We start from the raw sequence: 19,947 nt of genomic DNA, 5'->3' as shown, positions 1-19,947 counted from the left end.
GTTGCGCCACGCGGTGCATCAGGGACGCACGTGCCTGCAACTGGGCGGTCCCCACGCCTGCCGCCTGCTGCACCTCACCGCATGGGCGACCCGCGCGTAGTCATGCGGCCGGGTCGCCTTTTCGTGGGGCGGAGCAAGGGTGATGAACAGGGGGACGATCGCATCGGTGGCGGCGCTGGCCTTGGTGTTGGGCGGCTGCTCGACCAGGCCGCGGTCCTTCACGCCGACACTGGCGGCCGCGCCGCAGGAACGGGACGCCTACGAGGCGTCGCTGGCATCCTGCCGCGCGAGGACCGCGGGCCTTGGCGGCAAGGCGACGGCGACGAAAGTCGCGACCGGGACCGGATCGGCGGCGGCGGGCGGGATGACCGCGGGCAGCGCAAGCTGGGGCGGGGCGGCGGTGGCCGGCACCGTGGCGGTCGTCGCCCTGCCGGTGCTCGGCATCGTCTGGGGCATTTCGCGCGGCGATCGCGGGCGCAAGGAAAAGCGGATCCGCACGGCGATGGAAGAGTGCCTGACGCAGGACGGCTACGTCGTGGCCGGCTGGACGCGCGACAGGCCGGTCAGGGGCGCAAGGCCGGTCTCTGCCGAGAGCGGAATGGCCAAAGGCGACGCGGTAGCGTCGATGGATGGTAGCTCTCTCGTCAGTCGGTAAAGCCGACCCGGTTGGCCATGATCACCGCCTGCGTGCGCGAGAAGACGTTCATCTTTTGCAGGATGGCAGAGACGTGCGCCTTTACCGTCGTCATCGACACGTCCAGTTCGTGCGCAATCTGCTTGTTGAGCAGCCCGGCGACGAGGTGGCCGAGAACGATTCTCTGCTGCGGGGTGAGGCTGTCGATGCGGGCGCGGATCTCCTCGTCCTCGCGCATGCGGGCATCGTCGCTTTCGCTGGTCTCGAGATCGGGCAGGTAGATCTCGCCCGACAGCACCTGGCGCAGCGCATCGACGATGGCCTGGCGCTTCAGCGACTTGGGCACAAACCCCGCTGCGCCTGCGGCCAGCGCGTCGCGCATGATGACGGGGTCCGACACGCCGGTCACCATGACCACCGGGGTGCTGGGGAAATCGGCACGCAGCTGCTTCAGGCCCGACAGGCGATTGACGTCGGGGATGTTGAGATCGAGCAGGACGAGATCGACCTCGTCCGCCTGTTGCAGTTCTTCCAGTGCCTGCTCGAAGCTGTCCGCCTCGAGGATGTCGCAATCCGGGAAGCTGATCTCGAGGATCGAGCGCAACCCGTCGCGCACCAGCGAGTGGTCGTCGACGATGAGCACGCGCTCGGGTGCGGGAACCTCGTTCATCATGGGCCTCTGAGGGAGGAAGTCGGTTGCGAGGTGGTTCATAGCCGGTCGGGGGCGGCCCGTCACGCCGGGGGGATCGTGAAAGGCCGCCCGCGCCTTTCTCAGCTGGAGAGCTTGAACACCCAGAGCGAGCCGCCCTGGCTGATTTCCTTGAAGGTCTTGGCAACCTCGCCGCCCCACAGCGGAACCGCGCCGCCCCAGCCGGACATGACGGCGACATACTGCTCTCCGCCATCCTCCCAGGTGATCGGCGAACCGACCACGCCCGATCCGGTCTGGAACTTCCACAGTTCCTCGCCGGTCTTCGCGTCGAAGGCCTTGAGATAGCCTTCGGGCGTGCCGGTGAAGACGAGGTTGCCGCCGGTGGTCAGGACGCCGCCCCACAGCGGGGCCGGGTTCTTGTATTCCCACACGATCTTGCCGGTCTTCGGATCCATCGCGCGCAGGGCGCCGATGTGATCGTCGGCGATCGGCTTGATGGTGAAGCCCGCGCCGAGGTAGGCCGCGCCCTTCTTGTAGGCGATCGGTTCGTTCCAGATGTCCATGCCCCAGTCGTTCGAGGGGATGTAGAACAGGCCGGTATCCTGGCTGTAGGCCATCGGCATCCAGTTCTTGCCGCCGAGGAAGGACGGGCTGGCAAAGACGCTCTTGCCCTTTTCCGCCGCCTCCGGCGCGCCGGGGCGGTTCGCCGCGACGAAATTGGGCCGACCCGTCTTGGGGTCGATGCCGTCGGCCCAGGTCGTCTGCATGACGAACTTGCTGGCCGAGATGAACTTCCCGTTGGTGCGGTCGAGGACGTAGAAATAGCCATTGCGGTCGGCCTTCGCGCCCAGCTTCATCGGCTTGCCCTTGATCGTCGCGTCGAAGGGGATGAACTCGTTCACGCCATCGAAGTCCCAGCCGTCGTGCGGCGTGGTCTGGTAGTGCCACTTGATGACGCCGGTGTCGGCGTCGATCGCCACGGTGGAGCTGGTGTAGAGGTTGTCGCCGGGGCGCAGATGGCTGTTCCACGGGGCCGGGTTGCCGGTGCCGAAATAGACGAGGTTGGTGCCCGGATCGTAAGTGCCGCCCAGCCATGTCGCGCCGCCGCCGGTCTTCCACAGGTCGCCCTGCCACGTCGCGTTGGTCTTGCCGGTCACGCCGTTGGGCTTGCCGCGCAAAGTGCCGGTGTGCCCCTCGATCGTCGGGCGGTCCCAGATCAGCTCGCCGGTGTTGACGTCGCGCGCCTGGACCGCGCCGACCACGCCGAATTCGCCGCCCGAATTGCCGGTGATGACCATGTCCTTGACGATGATCGGCGCAGCGGTGGCCGAATAGCCGGCCTTGTAGTCGCCGATCTGCTTGTTCCAGACCACCTTGCCGGTATCCTTGTTCAGCGCGACGAGATGCGCGTCGAGCGTGGCGAAGACGACCTTGTCGCCGTGGATCGCCGCGCCGCGGTTGACCACGTCGCAGCAGGGCATGATGCCGTCGGGCAGGCGGGCGTTGTATTCCCACTTCTTCTCGCCGGTCTTCGCGTCGAAGGCGAAGAGCCGCGAATAGGAACCGGTAACGTATATCGTGCCGTCGTGCACCAGCGGCTGCGCTTCCTGCCCGCGCTGCTTTTCCCCGCCGAGCGAGGCGGCGAAGGCGGGGACCAGCTTCTTGACGGTTCCGGTGTTGATCTTGTTCAGCTTCGAATAGCGCTGCTGCCACGGGCCCATGCCGTAGGTCAGCACGTCGCCGGTGGTTTCCGCATCGTTCATCAGGTCGGCCATCGTCGGGCCGCCGTGGTTGTCGGCCTGCGCCGGTACGCCCGCCGCCACGCACGATGCCGCCAGCGTCGCGGCCAGAATCTTGAAACGCCCCTTCATCCTTCCCTCCTTCGTTCGATCGAAGTCGTGTTCGTCGGGCGCGTTGCGCGTCCCGTTGGCAATCCTTGATGTTCCCGAGAGTAGGGCCGCCCCGCCGACCGGCAATTGCACCTTAGGACGAGGGCGTCAGGCCGCGGGCGCTGCCGCCTGCGCGGGCCGCCAGGCGACGCCGTGCGCGGCGAAGATCGTCTTCATTCGCCCGTCCGCCATCATCGCGTCCATTTCCTCCTCCATCGCGAAGCCGAGCGTGCGGCTCGCTTCGTCGACCGCGATGCCCACGTCCCATCCGGGCGAGAGCATGGCGGGAAGCGGCCCCTTGCGCGCCCGGGCCTTGTCGCCCGGCGCGGTCGCGATGGCCGCCTCGATCTGCGCTCTGGTGGCAACGGCCAGGTCGGCCTCGCCCGACTTGACCGCGGCGACCGCGTCGTAGCCGCTGGTGAAATGCGCGACATCCTTGCGCAGAATTCCGCCGAAGCTGCCGATCAGGTAGAAATCGGGGATCGAATCGAGTTCGGCTGCCAGCCGCCGCCCTCGAAACTCGGTCGGCATGCCTTCGCATTCGGTCATGCCGGGCGCACAGGCCGCGCCGAAGCTTTCATGGTAATAGGGGGCAAGGATCGCGACCTGGTCCTGCTGCGCCGCGAACGTCCGATCGAACGGAACGTGCATCATCACGTCGCACTTGCGAAAGCCCAGGAGCCCGCCGCGCCAGACCACGTTGCGCAAGTCGTCCGACACTTCCTCGTCCGCCGGGAACAGCGCCAGGTCGGCGCTGACCCCGAAGGTTTGCGCCACCGCGCGGGCGATGTCGGCGTCGATGCCCATGACCCTGCCGCCCTCGTCCCAGGACCACGGGCGGTTGTTGTCGTAAAGCCCGACGCGCAGCACGCCGCGTTCGCGCACGGCGGCCAGCGGGGCGGCAGACGCGATGCGGGGCAGGGCCAGCGCCCCGACGCCCGCTCCGGCAAGGCTCGTTCCGGCAAAGCCGATGAGCGCGCCGATGAAGGACCTGCGCCCGATCGCCACCGTCAATCGTCCGTGTGGAGGGATTCGACGTAGGCGCGGATCGCCCAGCCGGCCTTCTGTCCCAGCACGTCGCCGAAGGGCGGCATGTAGACCTTGCCGTCGTGGCTCGATCCGTGCTGGTAGCGTTCGATGAACCATTCGTCGCCGCTTTCGCCCAGTTCGAGGTAGCGAAGATCCGGCGCGATGCCGCCCGAGATCGCCTGCAGCCCGTGGCAGCGCGCGCAGTTCTGGGCATAGGCCGAAGTGCCGATCTCGATCGCCTTCGCATTGCCCGAATAGGGGTTCTTCGCCAGCCAGACGTCGTTCCCGCCCTCGATATCGGGCAGCGCCGAGGTGTCGACCGCCTGCGGCGTCACGTCGCCGTGGGCAAGCAGTTGCGAACCGGCGAGACCGGCAAAGGCAATGGTCATGGCACCAAGCGCCACGCGGCTGGCGAATTTCGACATGTCTGGCATCCTCGTTCTGCGACCCCGGGGGACGGGACAGGCACGCCCCCTGCTTGGCATCATGGTATAGGGCCCCCCGGCGCGCCGACCCATTGAACCTTGGTACAATGTCGCCGGTGCCTCGGCAGGCTGTAGGACATGTGCATGAAATCACGTCGGATCTGTCCCGGCATCGCCGCCGGCTTCGCCTTTGCCCTCGCCATTGCCCCGGTGGGCGAGGGGCGGGCGGCCACCGCCTATGTCAGCAACGAACGGTCGAACGAGGTGACCGTCATCGACGTCGCGACAGGCAAGGCGATCGCGACATGGCCCGTCGGCAAGCGGCCGCGCGGCATCACCCTGACCCGCGACGGCCGCTACCTCCTCGTCTGCGCCAGCGCCGACAACGCGGTCGAGATGCGCGATGCAAAGACCGGCGAGCTGGTCGCCACACTGCCGTCGGGCAACGATCCCGAACAGTTCTTCGTCAGCATGGACAGAACGACCCTGTTCATCGCCAACGAGGACGATGCCGCCATGACCGCGGTCGATCTCGGGACGCGGCACGTCGGCTGGCAGGTGGCGGTGGGCGAGGAGCCGGAGGGCATCGCGCAGAGCCCCGACGGCAAGTGGCTGCTGGTCACTGGCGAGGAAGACAACACGGTCAGCTGGATCGACGTCGCGACGCGCAAGGTGGTCGAGGAGATGGAGACCGACTTCCGGCCCCGCCATGTCGAGTTCACGCCCGACGGGGCGCAGGTCTGGATCGCCGCCGAAGTTGCCGGGACGGTTCACGTCGTCGATGTCGCCAGCCGCAGGATCGTCGAGACGCTGTCCTTCGCGCCGCCCGGCGTCGCTGCCTACAAGGTGCTGCCTTGCGGGATCCGCTTCACGTCCGACGGGCGCACCGCGATCGTCGCGCTGGGCCGGGCGGATCGGGTCGCGGTGGTCGATGTCGCCAGCCGCAAGGTGACCGGATATGTCGAGACAGGCGGCAGGCCGTGGCACTTGGCGATCACGCCCGACGATCACACCGCGCTGGTCGCCAACGGTACCGGCGACGATGTCGCGGTTGTCGACATCGCGAGCGGGCAGGTGACCGGCAGGATCGCCGTCGGCAAGGGGCCGTGGGGCGTGGTCATCGCGCCCTGATCGTCGGCGCCCGTCACCGGGCTTGTTGCGGGGCTTGTCGCCGGGGTCAGCCAAACCGGATTGGCCTAAAGTACGAGAACCAAAGTCCAATATCGTGCCGCGCGCCGCCGCCGCATCCTTTCATCCGGGGTCGCCCAAGGCGATCCGACAGAAGAAAGGAAGGGGGAGAAAATGATCTCCAGGATCATGCTGCGCGGCGCTGCCGCGGCCATTGCGATTGCCCTGTCGTCGGCTCCGGCCTACGCGGGATCGAGCGAAGCCCTGCTGAAGCGTCTGCACGAAAAGGGCATTCTGACCGACGACGAATATGCCGCGCTGCTGGCGCAGGAACAGGCCGAAACTGCCGCCGCGGCGCCCGCCGCTGTCGCACCCGCACCGGCTCCCGCCAGTTTCGATCCCGACAAGATGGTCCGCATGACCGATACCGGCATCGGGCTTCAGGTCGGGCCGGCGACGATCCGGTTCTCGGGCTCGGTCAACGGCTATTACGTTCACGACAATCCCGACACGCCCTCGGCGACGACGGCGGTGACCGGCGGCATCGCCTCGGTCGGATCGGATTCCAGCGCGATCCGCAACGGCCTGCTGCCCGGGTTCCTGGTGGTGAACGTCAGCACGCAGCAGGAAGGCTGGGACATCGGCGCGACGTTCGGCATGTATCCGGGGATCAACTCGGCCCGCTGGGGCGCGCTCGGCGCCAACAACGGCGGGCAGCCGACCGCGCTCGCCACCGCGGGCATCGATTTTCGCCAGACCTTCATGACCTTCGGTCGCAAGGGTCTCGGCACCTTCAAGATCGGGCGCGACATCGGCCTGTTCGGGTCCGACGCGATCCTCAACGACATCACCCTGCTGTCGAGCGGGCCGACCGGCGGCAACGTCGCCCCGGCCAACACCACGCTGGGCCGGATCGGTTCGGGCTACATCTACACCGATTTCCAGCCGCAGATCACTTATACCACGCCCAGCATGGGCGGCTTCCAGGCCAGCGTCGGCGTGTTCCAGCCGCTGAAGTCGCTGACCGACGGGACCGACCAGACCAACGGCTCTCCCGGGTTCCAGGGCAAGCTGACCTACGACGGCAGCTTCGGCGCGGTGTCCACCCACCTGTGGGCGGGCGGTATCACGCAAAAGCACGAATCGACGGTCAGCGGATCGTACACCGGCAAGGGCGTCGACATGGGCGCCAAGATCACCGCCGGGCCGATCACCGCGGTCGGCTACTACTACACCGCCAGCGGTCTCGGCACGACGGTGCTGGGCCTGTTTGATACCGACGGCGCGGGCGATGCGCGCGACAGCGACGGCTTCTACCTCCAGGCGCTGGCCACGTTCGGCAAGCTGTCGGTAGGCGGCAGCTACGGCGAAAGCCGGCTCGACTACGCCAATGCCGCCGATGCGCTGGCCAACCCCACGCTCGTCAGCACCAATTCGAGCTGGGTCGGGCAGGTTCGCTACGGGCTGACCAGCTGGGTCACGTTGATCGGCGAATACGTCCGTTCGAAGGCCGAGGCGCACAACGGCAACGAGGCGGAAAGCGACGCCATCGCGGTCGGCGGCATACTCTTTTTCTGAGGTATCGCCACCCGGTGCGATCCTCTATCGAGCGACCGGCGGCCCCGTTCACGTGGCCGCCGGTTGTTCGAATGCGTTCTTCGATAATGAAAAGACTGGGGAAATGTCCGTGATTGGTCGCAAGCCGCTGTTGTCCATGCTCGCCGCATCCATCGCCGCGATCGCGGTTCCCGCCGTGGCGCAGGATGGAGCGGAACCCGGTGCGGACGATGCCGCGACCGCGACCCTTATCGTCGTACGCGGCGAAGGCCTGCCGGAGACCCCGGCGGTCGAAGCCTACGACGTGCAGGTGCTCGACCATCGCAATCTCGTCACCACCGGATCGGGGCGGATCGAGGATGCGCTCGGCAGCATCGCCGGTTTCCAGCAGTTCCGCCGGTCCGACAGCCGCTCCTCCAATCCCTCGGCCCAAGGCGTGACGCTTCGGGCGCTGGGCGGCAACGCGTCGAGCCGGGCGCAAGTCCTGCTCGACGGGGTGCCGATGGCCGATCCCTTCTTCGGCTACATTCCCTTTTCCGCGATGGCACCCGAACGGCTGGCCAGCGCGCGGGTGACGCGCGGCGGCGGCAGCGGTCCGTTCGGTGCCGGCGCGCTGGCAGGCACGATCGAGCTGACCAGCGGCGGTTACGACCTCCTCGGCGGGCTCAGCGGCCATGCCCTCGTCAACGATCGCGAGGAAACCGAACTGAGCGCCACGCTGGGCCAGCGCCTGGGGGGTGGCTTCGTGCTCGCCTCGGGCCGGTGGGACCGCGGCCAAGGCTTCCACACCACGCCGGTCGACCAGCGCGATCCTGCCACCGCGCGGGCGCGTTTCGACCAGTGGTCGGGCCAGGTCCGCGCTGTGGCGCCGATCTCCGATACCGTCGAGCTGCAGGCCAACGGCCTCGTCTTCCGCGACGATCGCACGCTGCGGTTCAAGGGCGCGAATTCGTCGAGCGAGGGACAGGACGCGAGCATCCGGCTGGTGGGCCGGGGCGACTGGGCCTTCGACGCGCTGGCCTACGTGCAGGCACGCAATTTCACTAACATCGTCATTTCGAGCACCCGCTTCACTCCGGTGCTCGACCAGCGCAACACGCCTTCGACGGGTCTTGGCGGCAAGTTCGAGATCCGCCCCCCGGTCGGCGCGAACCAGAACCTGCGGCTGGGTGCGGATTTCCGCATGGCCGACGGCGAACTGCGCGAGGACGCGATCAGCGCCTTCAGCGGCGCGGTAACCGAACGGCGCAACGCGGGCGGGCGCACGACCGATCTCGGCTTCTTCGTGGAGGACGACATCAAGATTGGCGCGCTGACCCTGACGGCGGGCGCGCGGGCCGATCGCTATACGATCACCGACGGGTTCTACGTCACCCGCAACGCGGCGGGCACGGTGACCGGCGACACCCGCTTTGCCGACAGGTCCGGCTGGCAGGGTTCGTTCCGCGGCGGCGTCGTCTACGACCTGGGCGAGATCGTGCAACTGCGCGCCGCGGCCTACACCGGCCTGCGGCTGCCGACGCTCAACGAACTCTATCGCGGCTTCACCGTCTTCCCGGTGGTGACCAACGCCAACGCCGATCTCGAAAACGAGAAGCTGGAAGGCTACGAGGCCGGCATCGACCTGACCCCGGGAGAGGGGGTGACGGTGGGCCTCACCGCCTTCGACAACCGGGTGAAGAACGCCATCGCCAACGTCACCATCGCCACCAACCTGCGCGAGCGGCAGAACATCGACGCGATCCGCGCGCGCGGCGTCGAACTGTCGGCGGGGATCGAGCGCGGCATCGTCAGCCTGCGCGGCTCGGTCGCCTATACCGATGCGGTGGCGAAATACGCGGGCAACGAACTGGACGGCAATCGCCCGGCGCAGACCCCCAAGTGGGTCGCAGGCGCGACGCTGGCGGTCGAACCGGCGAAGGGCTGGCTCGTTTCCGGCACCGTGCGCCACGTCGGCGCGCAGTTCGAGGACGATCTGGAAAGCAACGTGCTGCCGGCGGCAACGACGTTCGATGCCTATGCCCGCGTGCCGCTGATGCGCGGCCTGTCGCTGGTGCTGCGCGGCGAAAACCTGACCGACGAGGACGTGCAGACCCGCAACCAGTCGGGCTCGATCGATCTCGGCGCGCCGCGCACCGGCTGGATCGGCATCGGGTTCGACCTGTGAGCGTGCGTGCATCGTCCGACAGGCTGGCGCGTTACGACGCCGTCGCGCGGGCGCTGCACTGGGCGATGGCCGTGCTGATCATTGCCAACCTGCTGAGCGGCTTTCTCAACGACGCGCTGGAGGGGATCGTGCGCGTCATTCCGGTCCACAAGTCGATCGGGCTGACCGTGCTGGCCCTTTCGCTCTTTCGCCTCGCCTGGCGATTCGTCGGTGCGAGGCCGCCGCTGCCCGCTGCGATGCCGGCGTGGGAACGGGCCGGTGCGCAAATGACGCATGCGGCATTCTACGCGCTCATGATCGCCCTGCCGCTGTCGGGCTGGATATTCTCTTCGGCGGGCAAGTACCCGCTCGACTGGTTCGGCCTGGTCCCCGTGCCCAGGTTCGCCGTGACCAAGGCGGACGCGATCTACACCGTGATGCACGACGGGCACGAGGCGATGGGGGTCATCGCGGCGGTGCTCATCGCGCTGCACGTCGGCGCGGCGCTGCGCCATCATTTCGTGCTGCGCGACACGGTGCTGCGGCGCATGGCCTGATCGGTCAGCGACCGATTTCGGGAAAGACCTCCGCCTCGAGTGCCGGGTAGAAATGCGACACGCTGCGCTGCAGTTCGTAGCGCGCGACCTTCATGGCGGCGAACTGCGCGGGTATCGGCATTGCGCCTGCTTCGTTCATGTCCTTTCCCTCGACCACCGCCTGCCTTAGCGATGCGCGCAGCCAGGCCAGCCAGCCGCGGGTTTGCGCGATGGAGGTGCCGCCGGTATCGACCGGGCCGTGGCCGGGAACGACGATCCGTTTCGGCAGGGCATCCAGCCGGTCCAGCGCCGCGAGCCAGCCCGCGATATCGGCGTGCGGCGTCGACGGCGCGCGGTCGTGGAAGACCAGATCGCCCGCGATCAGCGTGCCGGTGCGTTCGTCTAGGATGACGAGATCGCCGTGGCTGTGCCCGGCCATGGCGAAGAGCTGCAGCCTGCGTCCGCCGATTTCGGCGGCGCCCTCGATGACGTCGCCCTGCGGCACGACCACGCCGGTCCCGACCATCCAGTCGGCCAGCATGCGGTAGAAGGCGTCGGAAAACCCCGCCCCGTCGCGTTCGATGTCGTGGCGGGTGGCGGGCAGCGCGTGGACGATGGCGGGCGCAAAAGCCGCCGCGCCGAGGCCGTGATCGGGATGCAGGTGCGTGAGGTAGACCCGCACCACCGGCTTTCCGGTCACCTGCCGCGCCAGCGTGGCCAGCGCCTTGCCGTAGGCCAGCGAGGGGCCGGGATCGACCAGGACCGTGCCGGAATCGGTGGCGATGAAGACCGAGTTGGCGATGGCCCCGCCGTTGTCGAAGCGGATCTCAGCGTCGGCGCCGCGCACGACCCAGATGCCGTCGGCGACCTGCTCGGCGACGGGCGCGTAGGTGCCCGCGAACGTCTCGGCAAGAGCCGGACTGGCGACGACGACGGCCGGGAGGACGAGCACGCAGGCGAGGGCGGCAGACAGGGCGCGGCGGTGCGGTCTCATGGCCTGAGCGGAGCGAGCGTGCCGACGAATTCCAGCCCGCCGCTGTCGCGGGCGGCCACGTTCATTGGCCCCTGCGCGCCGGGAAGCTCGAGCGTGAAAGACGGGTCTTCCGCGACCGAGCCGTAGACCTTCATCGCTGCGACTTTCGCGCCGCCCGCGTCGGTGACGGCGAGCTCCTCGATGTTGTAGGCGGGGATGTTCTCGACCAGCCCGGTGTCCATCGGGTGCCGGAAACCGAAGCGCAGCCGGGTCGATCCGCCGTTGGCGAAGCTGGCGCCGCGCATTTCGCCCAAGTGGTCGGCCCAGTCGCCCCTCACCCGGCTGACCGGCGGGGCCGAACAGCCGCCACCCGCCGCGTCGATCCAGCCGCCCGCGACGTGCCAGGTGCCGTCGTAGGTGAGCACGGCGGCGCGCACCGGGGTGCGCTGGTCGAGCTTGATGCGGGTCGCGACAAACGGCTCCGCGTGAATCGGGCGATAGTCGATGGCAACGGGGATGGGATTGAGGTCGGCGAAAAGGACGATCCGCTCGACGCCCTCCAGCCCGCGGGCATCGACGGTCACGGGCACGACATGCTGGTCCTCGGCGATGACCGGCAGGATCACCCTGACCCGGTTATCGAACACCACCGGCGCATCGCCGAACAGCCTCGCGCCGTGGTAATCCCACATCGGGGAGCCGAGCGGATCGGCAGGCAGTCTCGCCTCCGCCGGCACGGCGGCAAGGGCGAGGAGCGGGAAAAGGACGGCCAAATGTCGCATGGTACCAAAGGACCATGTATCCGATCCGCGCGGCGCGCCACATTGCACCTTGGTACGAGGCGCGTGAGAAAGGGCGGGAATGAGGACGAGAATGCTGCGCGCATCCCTGCTGGCGTTTTCCGTCCTGCCGCTCGCCGCCGCGCCGGTGCCGCTTGCCGCAGGCTCGGATGTTACATCGACGACGGACGACTTCGATGCCGAGGGCTATCGCGCCGCTCGCTACCGCGCGCCGGTGGACCGCGACCCGGTCCCTGCGGACCGCCTTGCCCTCGCTGCCGCCGAACGACTGACGCCGGGGCGCGACGCCCTGTTCATCGACGTGCTGCCCGCGATGGGCGGCGTGCGGGATGCGAAGACCGGGCGCTGGCGGCTGGGCGAGGAGCACCAGACGATCCCTGGCGCGGTCTGGCATCCGGAGGCGGGGCGCGCGCCGCCCGATCCGGCCCTTTGGCACGCGCTGGAGGAAGAGGTGCGCCGCGCCCGCCGCCAGCGCCCGGGCCTGCCGGTCGTCCTGTTCTGCCGCACCGATTGCTGGATGGGCTGGAACGCCGCCCGGCGGCTGGCGCGACAAGGGTTCGGCAACGTCTGGTGGCTGGCGGAAGGGATCGACGGCTGGCGCCGCGACCGGCCGCTCGTGACCGCCGTTCCCGTCCGCGTTCCGGCCCGTTAGTTTCCGCACGCGATACACAACCAGCAAGAGGATGCCGCCATGCCCCGACTGATCGTCACCTATCCCCGCCACGAAGGCTGCCATTTTGACCGGGAGTATTACCTCGACACGCATATGGGCGTGGTCGATGCCGCGTGGGGCGGGATGGGGATGACCGGTGCCGAGGTGATGTGGCCGATCGACGACGCGCAGCCCTTTGCCTGCATGATCGCGATAGACTTTCCGGATCAGGCTGCCATCGATGCCTCGCTGGGCTGCGCGGCAACGCCGGGCGTGCTGGCCGATGTCGCGCGGTTCACCGACATCCAGCCGCTGGTCTATCGCACGGCCTGATTAGCAGCCCCGGCGCAAGGAATCCGGCCGCTCGCCGCGACCGGCTCCTGTTCCTGGCAGTTCTGCCGTTTCCCGATCAGCTGTTGGTCTTCATCCAGTCGATGAGTTCCTTGCGCTTGGCCGCGTCCTTCAGCCCCGGAAAGCTCATGCGGTTGCCCGGCACCAGCGCGCGCGGGTTTTCCAGCCACTTGTCGAGGTTCGCCTCGTTCCAGGTCAGGCCCGACTGCTTCAGCGCATCCGAATAGTTGAAACCGGCCTTGATGCCCGCGGGCTTGCCGAAGACATTGAACAGGTTGGGGCCGAGCCCGTTCTCACCGCCCTTTTCGTAGGTGTGGCAGGCCTGGCAGCGGGCGTAGGACGACGGCGGCTCTGCCGCGGCGACGGCCACGGCGGCGGGCTTCGCGTCCGCCGTCTTGGCGGGTGCCGAGGCAGCGGCGGTCGGCGTCGGCGTCGCGCTCGCGGCTTCGGTGGGCGCATCGGTGGCGGCGTCCGTGGCGGCCTCGCTCGCCGCGTCGGTAGCTGGTCCGGTTGCGGCATCGGTCGCCGCGGCCTCGGTTTCCGAAGGGGCCGCTGCCGGGTCCTCGCTGCCGGAACAGGCCGCGAGAGCGAGGGCAAGGGCGGAGGTCAGGGTGATGGACGCGAATTTCATGACGTTCCTCTCGATCGACGGCTTTGCGGCATGGTCTGCAACGAATCGGCGCGACGGGCCATTGCACTTTGGTCGATCGCCCTAAAGCCCCGATCGCGCCGGTCCCACTCGTCAAAAAGCCAAGAGCGACAAGGCCTTCGCACCACGCCTGGCCAAGTCGGCCAAGTCGGTCACGTCGGGGCCGCGACGATCCTGTCGAGCGCGGCCTGCCATGCGCGGGCGAGATCGGCGCGGGCCGGTTCGGCCATGCGCGGATCGAAGCGCCGGTCCATCGCCACCAGTTCCTCAATCGCGCCCGGATCGGCGAACAGCCCCGCGCCAAGCCCGGCCAGCGCCGCCGCCCCGCGCGCGGTCGTCTCGAGATCCGCCGGCCGCTCCACCCGCGCGCCCAGCATGTCGGCGAGAAAGCCGCAGAACCAGTCGTTCGCCGCCATGCCGCCATCGACGCGCAGGGCATCGGGCGCCGGCGATCCGTCCGCCGCCATCGCGGCCAGCAGGTCCATCGTCTGGTACGCCACCGATTCCAGTGTCGCGCGGGCCAGTTGCGCGCGGCCGGTGCCCAGCGTCATGCCCAGGATCGCGGCGCGGGCGTGCGGGTCCCAGTGCGGTGCGCCCATGCCGGTAAAGGCGGGGACCATCACCACCCCGCCGTTGTCGGGAATGGAGGCGGCGAGCCGTGCCGTTTCTTCCGCGCTGGCGACGAGGCCGAGGCTGTCGCGCAGCCACTTGACGGCCGCACCGGCGACGAAGATCGACCCCTCGAGCGCATAGGTCGTCTCTCCGCCCAGCCGATAGCCCACCGTGGTCAGCAGCCGGTTGCGCGAGGCGAGCGGCTGCGGGCCGGTGTTCATCACCGCGAAGCAGCCGGTGCCGTAGGTCGACTTGACCATGCCGGGCGCGAAGCACGCCTGTCCGAAGAGCGCCGCCTGCTGGTCCCCGGCCATGCCCGCGATCGGGATCGCGGCGCCGAGCAGGTCCCGCTCGCTCTCGCCGAAGATCGCGGCGTTGTCGGCGATGCGCGGCAGCAGCGCCATCGGCACGCGGAAGAGGTCGCACAGCGTCTCGCTCCAGGTCCCGGCGGCCAGGTCGTAGAGCAGCGTCCGGCTGGCGTTGGTCGCGTCGGTCGCGTGGACCCGCCCGCCGGTCAGGCGCCAGAGGAGGAAGCAGTCGATCGTGCCGAAGGCGAGTTCCCCCCGTTCGGCCCGTTCGCGCGCGCCCGGCACATGGTCGAGCAGCCAGGCGATCTTGGTGGCGGAGAAATAGGGATCGAGCAACAATCCGGTCGCGGCGCGCACCCCGGCCTCGTGTCCCGCCGCCCGCAGCGCCTCGCACGCATCGGCGGTGCGCCGGTCCTGCCAGACCACGGCGTGATGGATCGGCCTGCCGCTAGCCCGGTCCCAGATCACCGTCGTTTCGCGTTGGTTGGTAATGCCGATGGCGGCGATGCGGGCGGCGGGCGTTCCGGTTTCGGCCAGCACGGCGCGGGCGGTGGCGAGGGTGCGGGCCCAGATCTCCTCCGCATCGTGTTCGACCCAGCCGGGTTGCGGATAGTGCTGGACGATGTCCTGCTGCGCGGTGGCGAGCTTTTCCAGGCGGGCATCGAAGAGGATCGAGCGGGTCGAGGTGGTTCCCTGGTCGATGGCGAGGATGCGCGGGCCGCTGGTCATGGCCGCGAAACTTGCCCGCGCCGGTCGAGCGGTCAAGTGCCGCCTTGGCATCGGTGCGCGGCTGCGCGTAGGCTGATGCGATGCCGCTTCACGATCCGCTTCCCGACACGGTCGACCTGCTGGTCGTAGGGGGCGGCATCAACGGGGTCGGCGTGGCGCGCGATGCGGCCGGGCGGGGTCTTTCGGTCGCGCTGGTGGAGAAGGACGACCTTGCCGCCCATACCTCCTCGGCCTCGACCAAGCTGATCCACGGCGGGCTGCGTTACCTCCAATACGGCGAGTTTCGGCTGGTGCGCGAATCGCTGCAGGAGCGGGAGCGGCTGTGGGGCATGGCGCCGCACATCATCCGCCCGATGCGCTTCGTCGTGCCGCCCATGCCGACGCGGCCCGGCTGGATGGTGCGGGCCGGGCTGTTTCTCTACGACCACATCGGCGGGCGCGAGCGGCTGCCGGCAACGCAGACCGTGCGGCTGGCCGACGCGCCCAAGGGCGAGGGGCTGGCACGGCGCGGCGGCAAGGCCTTCGTCTATTCCGATTGCTGGGTCGACGATGCCCGGCTGGTGGTGCTGAACGCCATGGACGCGGCGGCGCGCGGCGCGGCGATCCGCACCCACGCCCGGTTCGCAAGGGCCCGGCGCGAGGGCGGGGCCTGGCTGGCCACGATCGGCGGCGACGGCGGCGGGTCGCAGACGCTGACCGCGAAGGCCATCGTCAATACCGCAGGGCCGTGGGTCGGCGAAGTGGCGGGCGCGATCGCGGGGGCGCGGACCAAGGGCGCGGTGCGGCTGGTCAAGGGCAGCCACATCGTCGTGCCGCGGCTCTATCCGGGCGACCATGCCTTTCTCCTGCAGAATCCCGACAAGCGGGTGATCTTCGCCATCCCCTACGAAGGGGCCCATACCCTGATCGGCACCACCGACGTGCCTGTTGGCGAACTGCCGACCGGCAAGGTCGCGATTTCAGATGCGGAGATCGACTACCTGCTCGCCGCCGCGAACGCCGTCTTCGCCAGGCAGGTGACGCGCGGCGATATCGTCTGGACCTATTCGGGGATCAGGCCGCTGTTCGATGACGAGAAGGCCAATGCTTCTGCCGTGACGCGCGACTACGTGCTCGATCTCGACCTGGGGGATAGGGACGAGGCGCCGCTGCTCAACGTCTTCGGCGGCAAGATCACCACGTATCGCCGCCTGGCCGAGCAGGCGATGGACCGGCTGGTCGATGCCATCGGCGCCGGGGGCGGCGCGTGGACGGCCGGGGCGGTCCTGCCCGGCGGGGCCTTCGCCTCGTTCGAGGATTTCCTGATCGGCCTCGCGCGGCGCTATCCCGGCTTTCCCCACGCCATGCTGCGGCGGATGGCACGGGCCTACGGCACGCGCGCGGAGACCATTCTGGGCGATGCGCACGCGCCGGACGATCTCGGCGCGGATTTCGGCGGGGGGCTGCACCAGGCCGAGGTCGACTACCTGATCGCGCACGAATGGGCGACCTGCGGCGAGGACATCCTCTGGCGGCGCTCCAAGCTCGGCCTGCACCTGCCGCCCTCGGCCGAGCGTGCGCTCGACGACTATTGCGCGCTGGCCATGGCGCCCCGGCTAACCGCGCCGTAGCCGCGGGGCTGGCCATTCCGGCCCGGCGCGCCTACATGGCGCCCATGCATTTCCTCGACCAGGCCAAGATCTATGTGAAGTCGGGCGGCGGCGGCCCCGGCGCCGTCTCGTTCCGGCGGGAGAAGTACGTCGAATACGGTGGGCCCGACGGCGGCGACGGCGGGCGCGGCGGCGACATCGTCTTCGTGGCGGTCGAGGGCCTCAACACCCTGATCGACTTCCGCTACACCCAGCACTTCAAGGCGAGCCGCGGCGGCCATGGCATGGGCAAGGACCGCACCGGCGCATCGGCCAAGCCGCTCGTCATCGAGGTCCCGGTCGGCACACAGATCGTGTCCGACGAGGACCGCGAGACGGTGCTGGCGGACTTTACCGAGGTCGGCCAGCGCGTCGTCCTGCTCGAAGGCGGCATGGGCGGGCGCGGCAACGCCAGCTACAAGACCAGCACCAACCGCGCCCCGCGTCAGCACCAGCCGGGCATCCCGGGCGAGGAGATGTGGGTCTGGCTGCGCCTGAAGCTTCTGGCCGACGTCGGCCTTGTCGGGCTGCCCAACGCGGGCAAGTCGACCTTCATCAACGCGGTCAGCAACGCGCGGGCCAAGGTGGGCGACTACGCCTTCACCACGCTGGTGCCCAAGCTGGGCGTCGTGCGCCACAAGAACCGCGAATTCGTGCTGGCCGACATTCCGGGCCTGATCGCGGGCGCCGCCGACGGCGCGGGGATCGGCGACCGGTTCCTCGGCCATATCGAGCGGTGCCGCGTGCTCATCCACCTGATCGACATTTCGGGCACCGGCGAGCAGGACCCCGCCGAGGCGCTGCAGATCGTCGAGGAGGAGCTCGCCGCGTACGGCGAGGGGCTGGAGGACAAGCCGCGCCTGATCGCGCTCAACAAGGTGGACTTGGCGGACGCGGACCTTGCCGCCGAATTCGCCGCCGAACTGCGCGAGGCCGGGGCGGAAAAGGTCTTCGCGATATCGGGCGCGACCGGCGCCGGCATCGACGCGCTGATGGACGAGGTGCTGCAATACCTGCCCGAACGGACGCGGACCGAGACCAAGGGCGCCGAACGCGAAGGGCCCGATGCGGACGGGGACGAGGACAGCCCACCCGAAGCGGACGCCTGGTCGCCGCTCTAAGCCCGCTTTTCTGCGGCGCGCGATTGGTCTAGGCGCTCTGCCCATGACCGGAACGATCGCCACGCTCACCGACCTCGCGCGCGCGCAGACCTGTGCGCGGCTGGTCGTCAAGGTCGGCTCGGCGCTGCTGGTACAGGGCGGAGAGCCGCGCCGGCAATGGCTGGCGGGGCTGGCGGGCGAGATCGCCGCGGCGCAGGCTCGTGGGCAGCAGGTCATCGTCGTGTCCTCGGGCGCGATTGCGCTGGGCGCGGCGCGGCTGGGGCTGGCGAAAGGCGGGCGCGGGTCGCTGGCCGACGCGCAGGCCGCCGCCGCCGTGGGTCAGATCGGGCTGGGCGGGCTTTGGGCCGAACTGCTCGGCGAACACGGGCTGACCGCGGCGCAACTGCTGCTGACGCTCGATGACCTCGAGGACCGGCGGCGCTATCTCAACGCCTCGGCGACGCTCAATCGCCTGCTGGAGGCTGGTGCGGTGCCGGTGGTGAACGAGAACGATTCGGTCGCGACGCAGGAAATCCGCTTCGGCGACAACGACCGGCTGGCTGCCCGCGTGGCGCAGGCGGGGAGGGCGGACGCGGTGCTGCTGCTGTCCGACATCGACGGGCTCTACGATCGCAATCCCAGGGACCCCGGCGCGACGATGATCCCGCTGGTGCGCGGTGTCAGCGCCGATATCCACGCGATGGCCGACGGCGGTTCGGCATCCGGTCTCGGCTCCGGCGGGATGACCAGCAAGCTGCAGGCCGCCGAGATCGCCGAACGGGCCGGCATCGCGCTCGCCATCATCAACGGCACCCACGATGCGCCCATCGGGAGGGCGTTGGGGCTTAGTGGAGGGGAGGGCATCGGCACCCTGTTCCTGCCCCGCCGCCGCGATCCTGCGCGCAAGGCGTGGCTGGGCGGACGGATGAAAATCAAGGGCGTGCTGACCGTCGACGACGGGGCGGCGGGCGCGCTGCGATCGGGACGAAGCCTCCTGGCCAAGGGCGTGACCGGCGTTTCCGGCGATTTCGCGCGCGGCGACGTGGTCGAGGTGCGCGATGCCGGTGGAATGGCGCTGGCGAAGGGGCTGGCCGAATACGACGGCGCCGAATGCGCGGCGATCATGGGGCGGCACACCGACGAACAGGCCGACGTGCTGGGCTATGCCCCGCGCAACGCGGTGATCCACCGCGACCAGATGGTCCTCTTGTGAACATTGCGCTCACCGGCGCGACGGGCTTCGTCGGCTCGACCCTGCTCGACCTTGCGCTGGAACGGGGCCACGCGGTCCGCGCCCTGACGCGCCGCGCACAACCGGAGCGGGACGGCGTGACCTGGGTGCGCGGCGACCTAGCCGATACCGCGGCGCTGGGCGAGCTGGCGACGGGGGCAGAAGCGCTGGTCCACGTCGCGGGCGTGGTCAACGCGCCCGACAAGGCCGGGTTCGTGGCGGGCAACGTGACGGGCACCAGGAACGTGCTGGCGGCGGCGGCCGGCGCGGAGGTGACGCGATTGGTCCACGTCTCCTCGCTCTCCGCGCGCGAGCCGATGCTGTCCGATTACGGCCAGTCGAAATTCGGCGGCGAGGTCGCGGCGGAGCAGTCGCCGATCCCCACCACCATCGTGCGTCCGCCCGCGATCTACGGCCCGCGCGATACCGAGATGTTCGAGCTGTTCAAGGCGGCGAAGTGGGGCGTGGTCCCGCTGCCGCCCGAAGGCCGCGCCTCTCTGATCCACGTCGCGGACCTGGCCGAACTGCTGCTGGCGCTCGCCACTGACGGCGGCGCGCATGCGGGGCAGGTCTACGAAGTGGACGACGGGCGCGAAGGCGGCTGGCGGCACGAGGACATGGCCCGTGCCATCGGCGATGCGGTCGGGCGCAAGGTCTTGCCGCTGTCGATGCCCGCCGCGCTGGTCAAGGGTGCGGCAAAGATCGACCGGCTGCTGCGCGGGCCGAAGGCCAAGCTGACGCCGGATCGGGCCAGCTACATGGTGCATCCCGATTGGGTCGCGACGCCCGGCATGCAGCCCGCGCCGGAGTTCTGGCAGGCACGGATCGATACGCGCGAGGGGTTGAGGGCGACGGGCGCGTGGTATCGGTGCGAGGGATGGCTTTAGGGCGAGGCCGGATGACGGTTTGCGGTCCATC

At 69.2% G+C, this 19,947-nt stretch carries 19 protein-coding genes; 11 read left to right on the top strand and 8 right to left on the bottom strand.

Features of this window, described 5'->3' with window-relative positions; genetic code table 11:
- The first annotated feature begins 142 nt into the window (after window positions 1-142).
- Complete coding sequence (locus J2X37_RS04320) at window positions 143-655, top strand: hypothetical protein (RefSeq protein ID WP_310018213.1); 513 nt, start codon at window positions 143-145, stop codon at window positions 653-655.
- On the opposite strand, the gene J2X37_RS04315 is transcribed toward J2X37_RS04320, so the two are convergent.
- From J2X37_RS04315 to pedF, 4 genes are all read right to left on the bottom strand, one after another.
- Window positions 645-1,307 (bottom strand): response regulator transcription factor, encoded by a 663-nt coding sequence (locus tag J2X37_RS04315; RefSeq protein WP_310018211.1) that lies wholly within the window; start codon window positions 1,305-1,307, stop codon window positions 645-647. The genes J2X37_RS04320 and J2X37_RS04315 overlap by 11 nt on opposite strands.
- A 98-nt stretch (window positions 1,308-1,405) precedes the next feature.
- On the bottom strand, window positions 1,406-3,157 hold the full coding sequence (locus J2X37_RS04310) for a methanol/ethanol family PQQ-dependent dehydrogenase (RefSeq protein ID WP_310018209.1): 1,752 nt from the start codon (window positions 3,155-3,157) through the stop codon (window positions 1,406-1,408).
- Between the two features lie 126 nt (window positions 3,158-3,283).
- Window positions 3,284-4,177, bottom strand: a complete 894-nt coding sequence (locus J2X37_RS04305) for a transporter substrate-binding domain-containing protein (protein WP_310019489.1) — start codon at window positions 4,175-4,177, stop codon at window positions 3,284-3,286.
- Between the two features lie 8 nt (window positions 4,178-4,185).
- Window positions 4,186-4,629 carry a cytochrome c-550 PedF gene (pedF, locus tag J2X37_RS04300; RefSeq protein ID WP_310018206.1) on the bottom strand — a complete coding sequence of 148 codons (444 nt, stop codon included), beginning with the start codon at window positions 4,627-4,629 and terminating at the stop codon, window positions 4,186-4,188.
- A 144-nt stretch (window positions 4,630-4,773) separates the two neighbouring features.
- On the opposite strand from pedF, the gene J2X37_RS04295 reads away from it, so the two are divergent.
- The 4 genes from J2X37_RS04295 to J2X37_RS04280 all read left to right on the top strand — a co-directional run bounded on the left by J2X37_RS04295 (window position 4,774) and on the right by J2X37_RS04280 (window position 10,017).
- Window positions 4,774-5,760, top strand: a complete 987-nt coding sequence (locus tag J2X37_RS04295) for a PQQ-dependent catabolism-associated beta-propeller protein (protein WP_310018204.1) — start codon at window positions 4,774-4,776, stop codon at window positions 5,758-5,760.
- Between the two features lie 171 nt (window positions 5,761-5,931).
- Window positions 5,932-7,335 carry a porin gene (locus tag J2X37_RS04290; RefSeq protein WP_310018201.1) on the top strand — a complete coding sequence of 468 codons (1,404 nt, stop codon included), beginning with the start codon at window positions 5,932-5,934 and terminating at the stop codon, window positions 7,333-7,335.
- A 103-nt stretch (window positions 7,336-7,438) separates the two neighbouring features.
- On the top strand, window positions 7,439-9,481 hold the full coding sequence (locus tag J2X37_RS04285; protein ID WP_310018198.1) for a TonB-dependent receptor domain-containing protein: 2,043 nt from the start codon (window positions 7,439-7,441) through the stop codon (window positions 9,479-9,481).
- Between the two features lie 23 nt (window positions 9,482-9,504).
- Window positions 9,505-10,017 carry a cytochrome b gene (locus J2X37_RS04280; protein WP_310019486.1) on the top strand — a complete coding sequence of 171 codons (513 nt, stop codon included), beginning with the start codon at window positions 9,505-9,507 and terminating at the stop codon, window positions 10,015-10,017.
- Window positions 10,018-10,021: 4 nt separating this feature from the next.
- Here J2X37_RS04280 and J2X37_RS04275 read toward each other — a convergent pair whose 3' ends face one another.
- Entirely contained in the window at window positions 10,022-10,990 is a 969-nt protein-coding gene (locus tag J2X37_RS04275) for a quinoprotein relay system zinc metallohydrolase 1 (RefSeq protein WP_310018196.1), read from the bottom strand.
- Complete coding sequence (locus J2X37_RS04270) at window positions 10,987-11,751, bottom strand: quinoprotein dehydrogenase-associated SoxYZ-like carrier (protein WP_310018194.1); 765 nt, start codon at window positions 11,749-11,751, stop codon at window positions 10,987-10,989. The genes J2X37_RS04275 and J2X37_RS04270 overlap by 4 nt, the downstream gene beginning before the upstream one ends.
- A gap of 91 nt (window positions 11,752-11,842) precedes the next feature.
- Between J2X37_RS04270 and J2X37_RS04265 the strand changes: the two genes are divergently transcribed.
- Both J2X37_RS04265 and J2X37_RS04260 read left to right on the top strand, forming a co-directional pair.
- A complete protein-coding gene (locus J2X37_RS04265; RefSeq protein ID WP_310018192.1) occupies window positions 11,843-12,421 on the top strand; it encodes a rhodanese-like domain-containing protein in 579 nt (192 codons plus the stop codon).
- 39 nt (window positions 12,422-12,460) lie between these two features.
- Complete coding sequence (locus J2X37_RS04260; RefSeq protein ID WP_310018190.1) at window positions 12,461-12,754, top strand: EthD family reductase; 294 nt, start codon at window positions 12,461-12,463, stop codon at window positions 12,752-12,754.
- A gap of 76 nt (window positions 12,755-12,830) precedes the next feature.
- On the opposite strand, the gene J2X37_RS04255 is transcribed toward J2X37_RS04260, so the two are convergent.
- Both J2X37_RS04255 and glpK read right to left on the bottom strand, forming a co-directional pair.
- The gene (locus J2X37_RS04255; RefSeq protein ID WP_310018188.1) at window positions 12,831-13,403 is read right to left on the bottom strand and encodes a cytochrome c family protein; all 573 of its coding nucleotides are present in this window, start codon (window positions 13,401-13,403) and stop codon (window positions 12,831-12,833) included.
- Between the two features lie 170 nt (window positions 13,404-13,573).
- Entirely contained in the window at window positions 13,574-15,070 is a 1,497-nt protein-coding gene (gene glpK / locus J2X37_RS04250; RefSeq protein ID WP_310018187.1) for a glycerol kinase GlpK, read from the bottom strand.
- Window positions 15,071-15,150: 80 nt separating this feature from the next.
- Here glpK and J2X37_RS04245 point away from each other — a divergent pair, with 80 nt between their 5' ends.
- Genes J2X37_RS04245 through J2X37_RS04230 form a run of 4 tightly spaced genes read left to right on the top strand, consistent with a single transcriptional unit; the run spans window position 15,151 to window position 19,916 of the window.
- Window positions 15,151-16,680, top strand: coding sequence for a glycerol-3-phosphate dehydrogenase (locus tag J2X37_RS04245; protein ID WP_310018185.1), 1,530 nt, complete (start codon window positions 15,151-15,153; stop codon window positions 16,678-16,680).
- A 44-nt stretch (window positions 16,681-16,724) separates the two neighbouring features.
- Window positions 16,725-17,819 (top strand): GTPase ObgE, encoded by a 1,095-nt coding sequence (gene obgE, locus J2X37_RS04240; RefSeq protein WP_310018183.1) that lies wholly within the window; start codon window positions 16,725-16,727, stop codon window positions 17,817-17,819.
- Between the two features lie 43 nt (window positions 17,820-17,862).
- On the top strand, window positions 17,863-19,011 hold the full coding sequence (gene proB / locus J2X37_RS04235) for a glutamate 5-kinase (RefSeq protein WP_310018181.1): 1,149 nt from the start codon (window positions 17,863-17,865) through the stop codon (window positions 19,009-19,011).
- On the top strand, window positions 19,008-19,916 hold the full coding sequence (locus tag J2X37_RS04230; protein WP_310018179.1) for an NAD-dependent epimerase/dehydratase family protein: 909 nt from the start codon (window positions 19,008-19,010) through the stop codon (window positions 19,914-19,916). The genes proB and J2X37_RS04230 overlap by 4 nt, the downstream gene beginning before the upstream one ends.
- The last annotated feature ends 31 nt before the right edge of the window (window positions 19,917-19,947 follow it).

Origin of the sequence: Croceicoccus sp. BE223 (assembly GCF_031457155.1) — a bacterium.
In the GTDB taxonomy this organism is placed as follows: domain Bacteria; phylum Pseudomonadota; class Alphaproteobacteria; order Sphingomonadales; family Sphingomonadaceae; genus Croceicoccus.
This window is presented reverse-complemented; position numbering and strand designations above follow the sequence as displayed.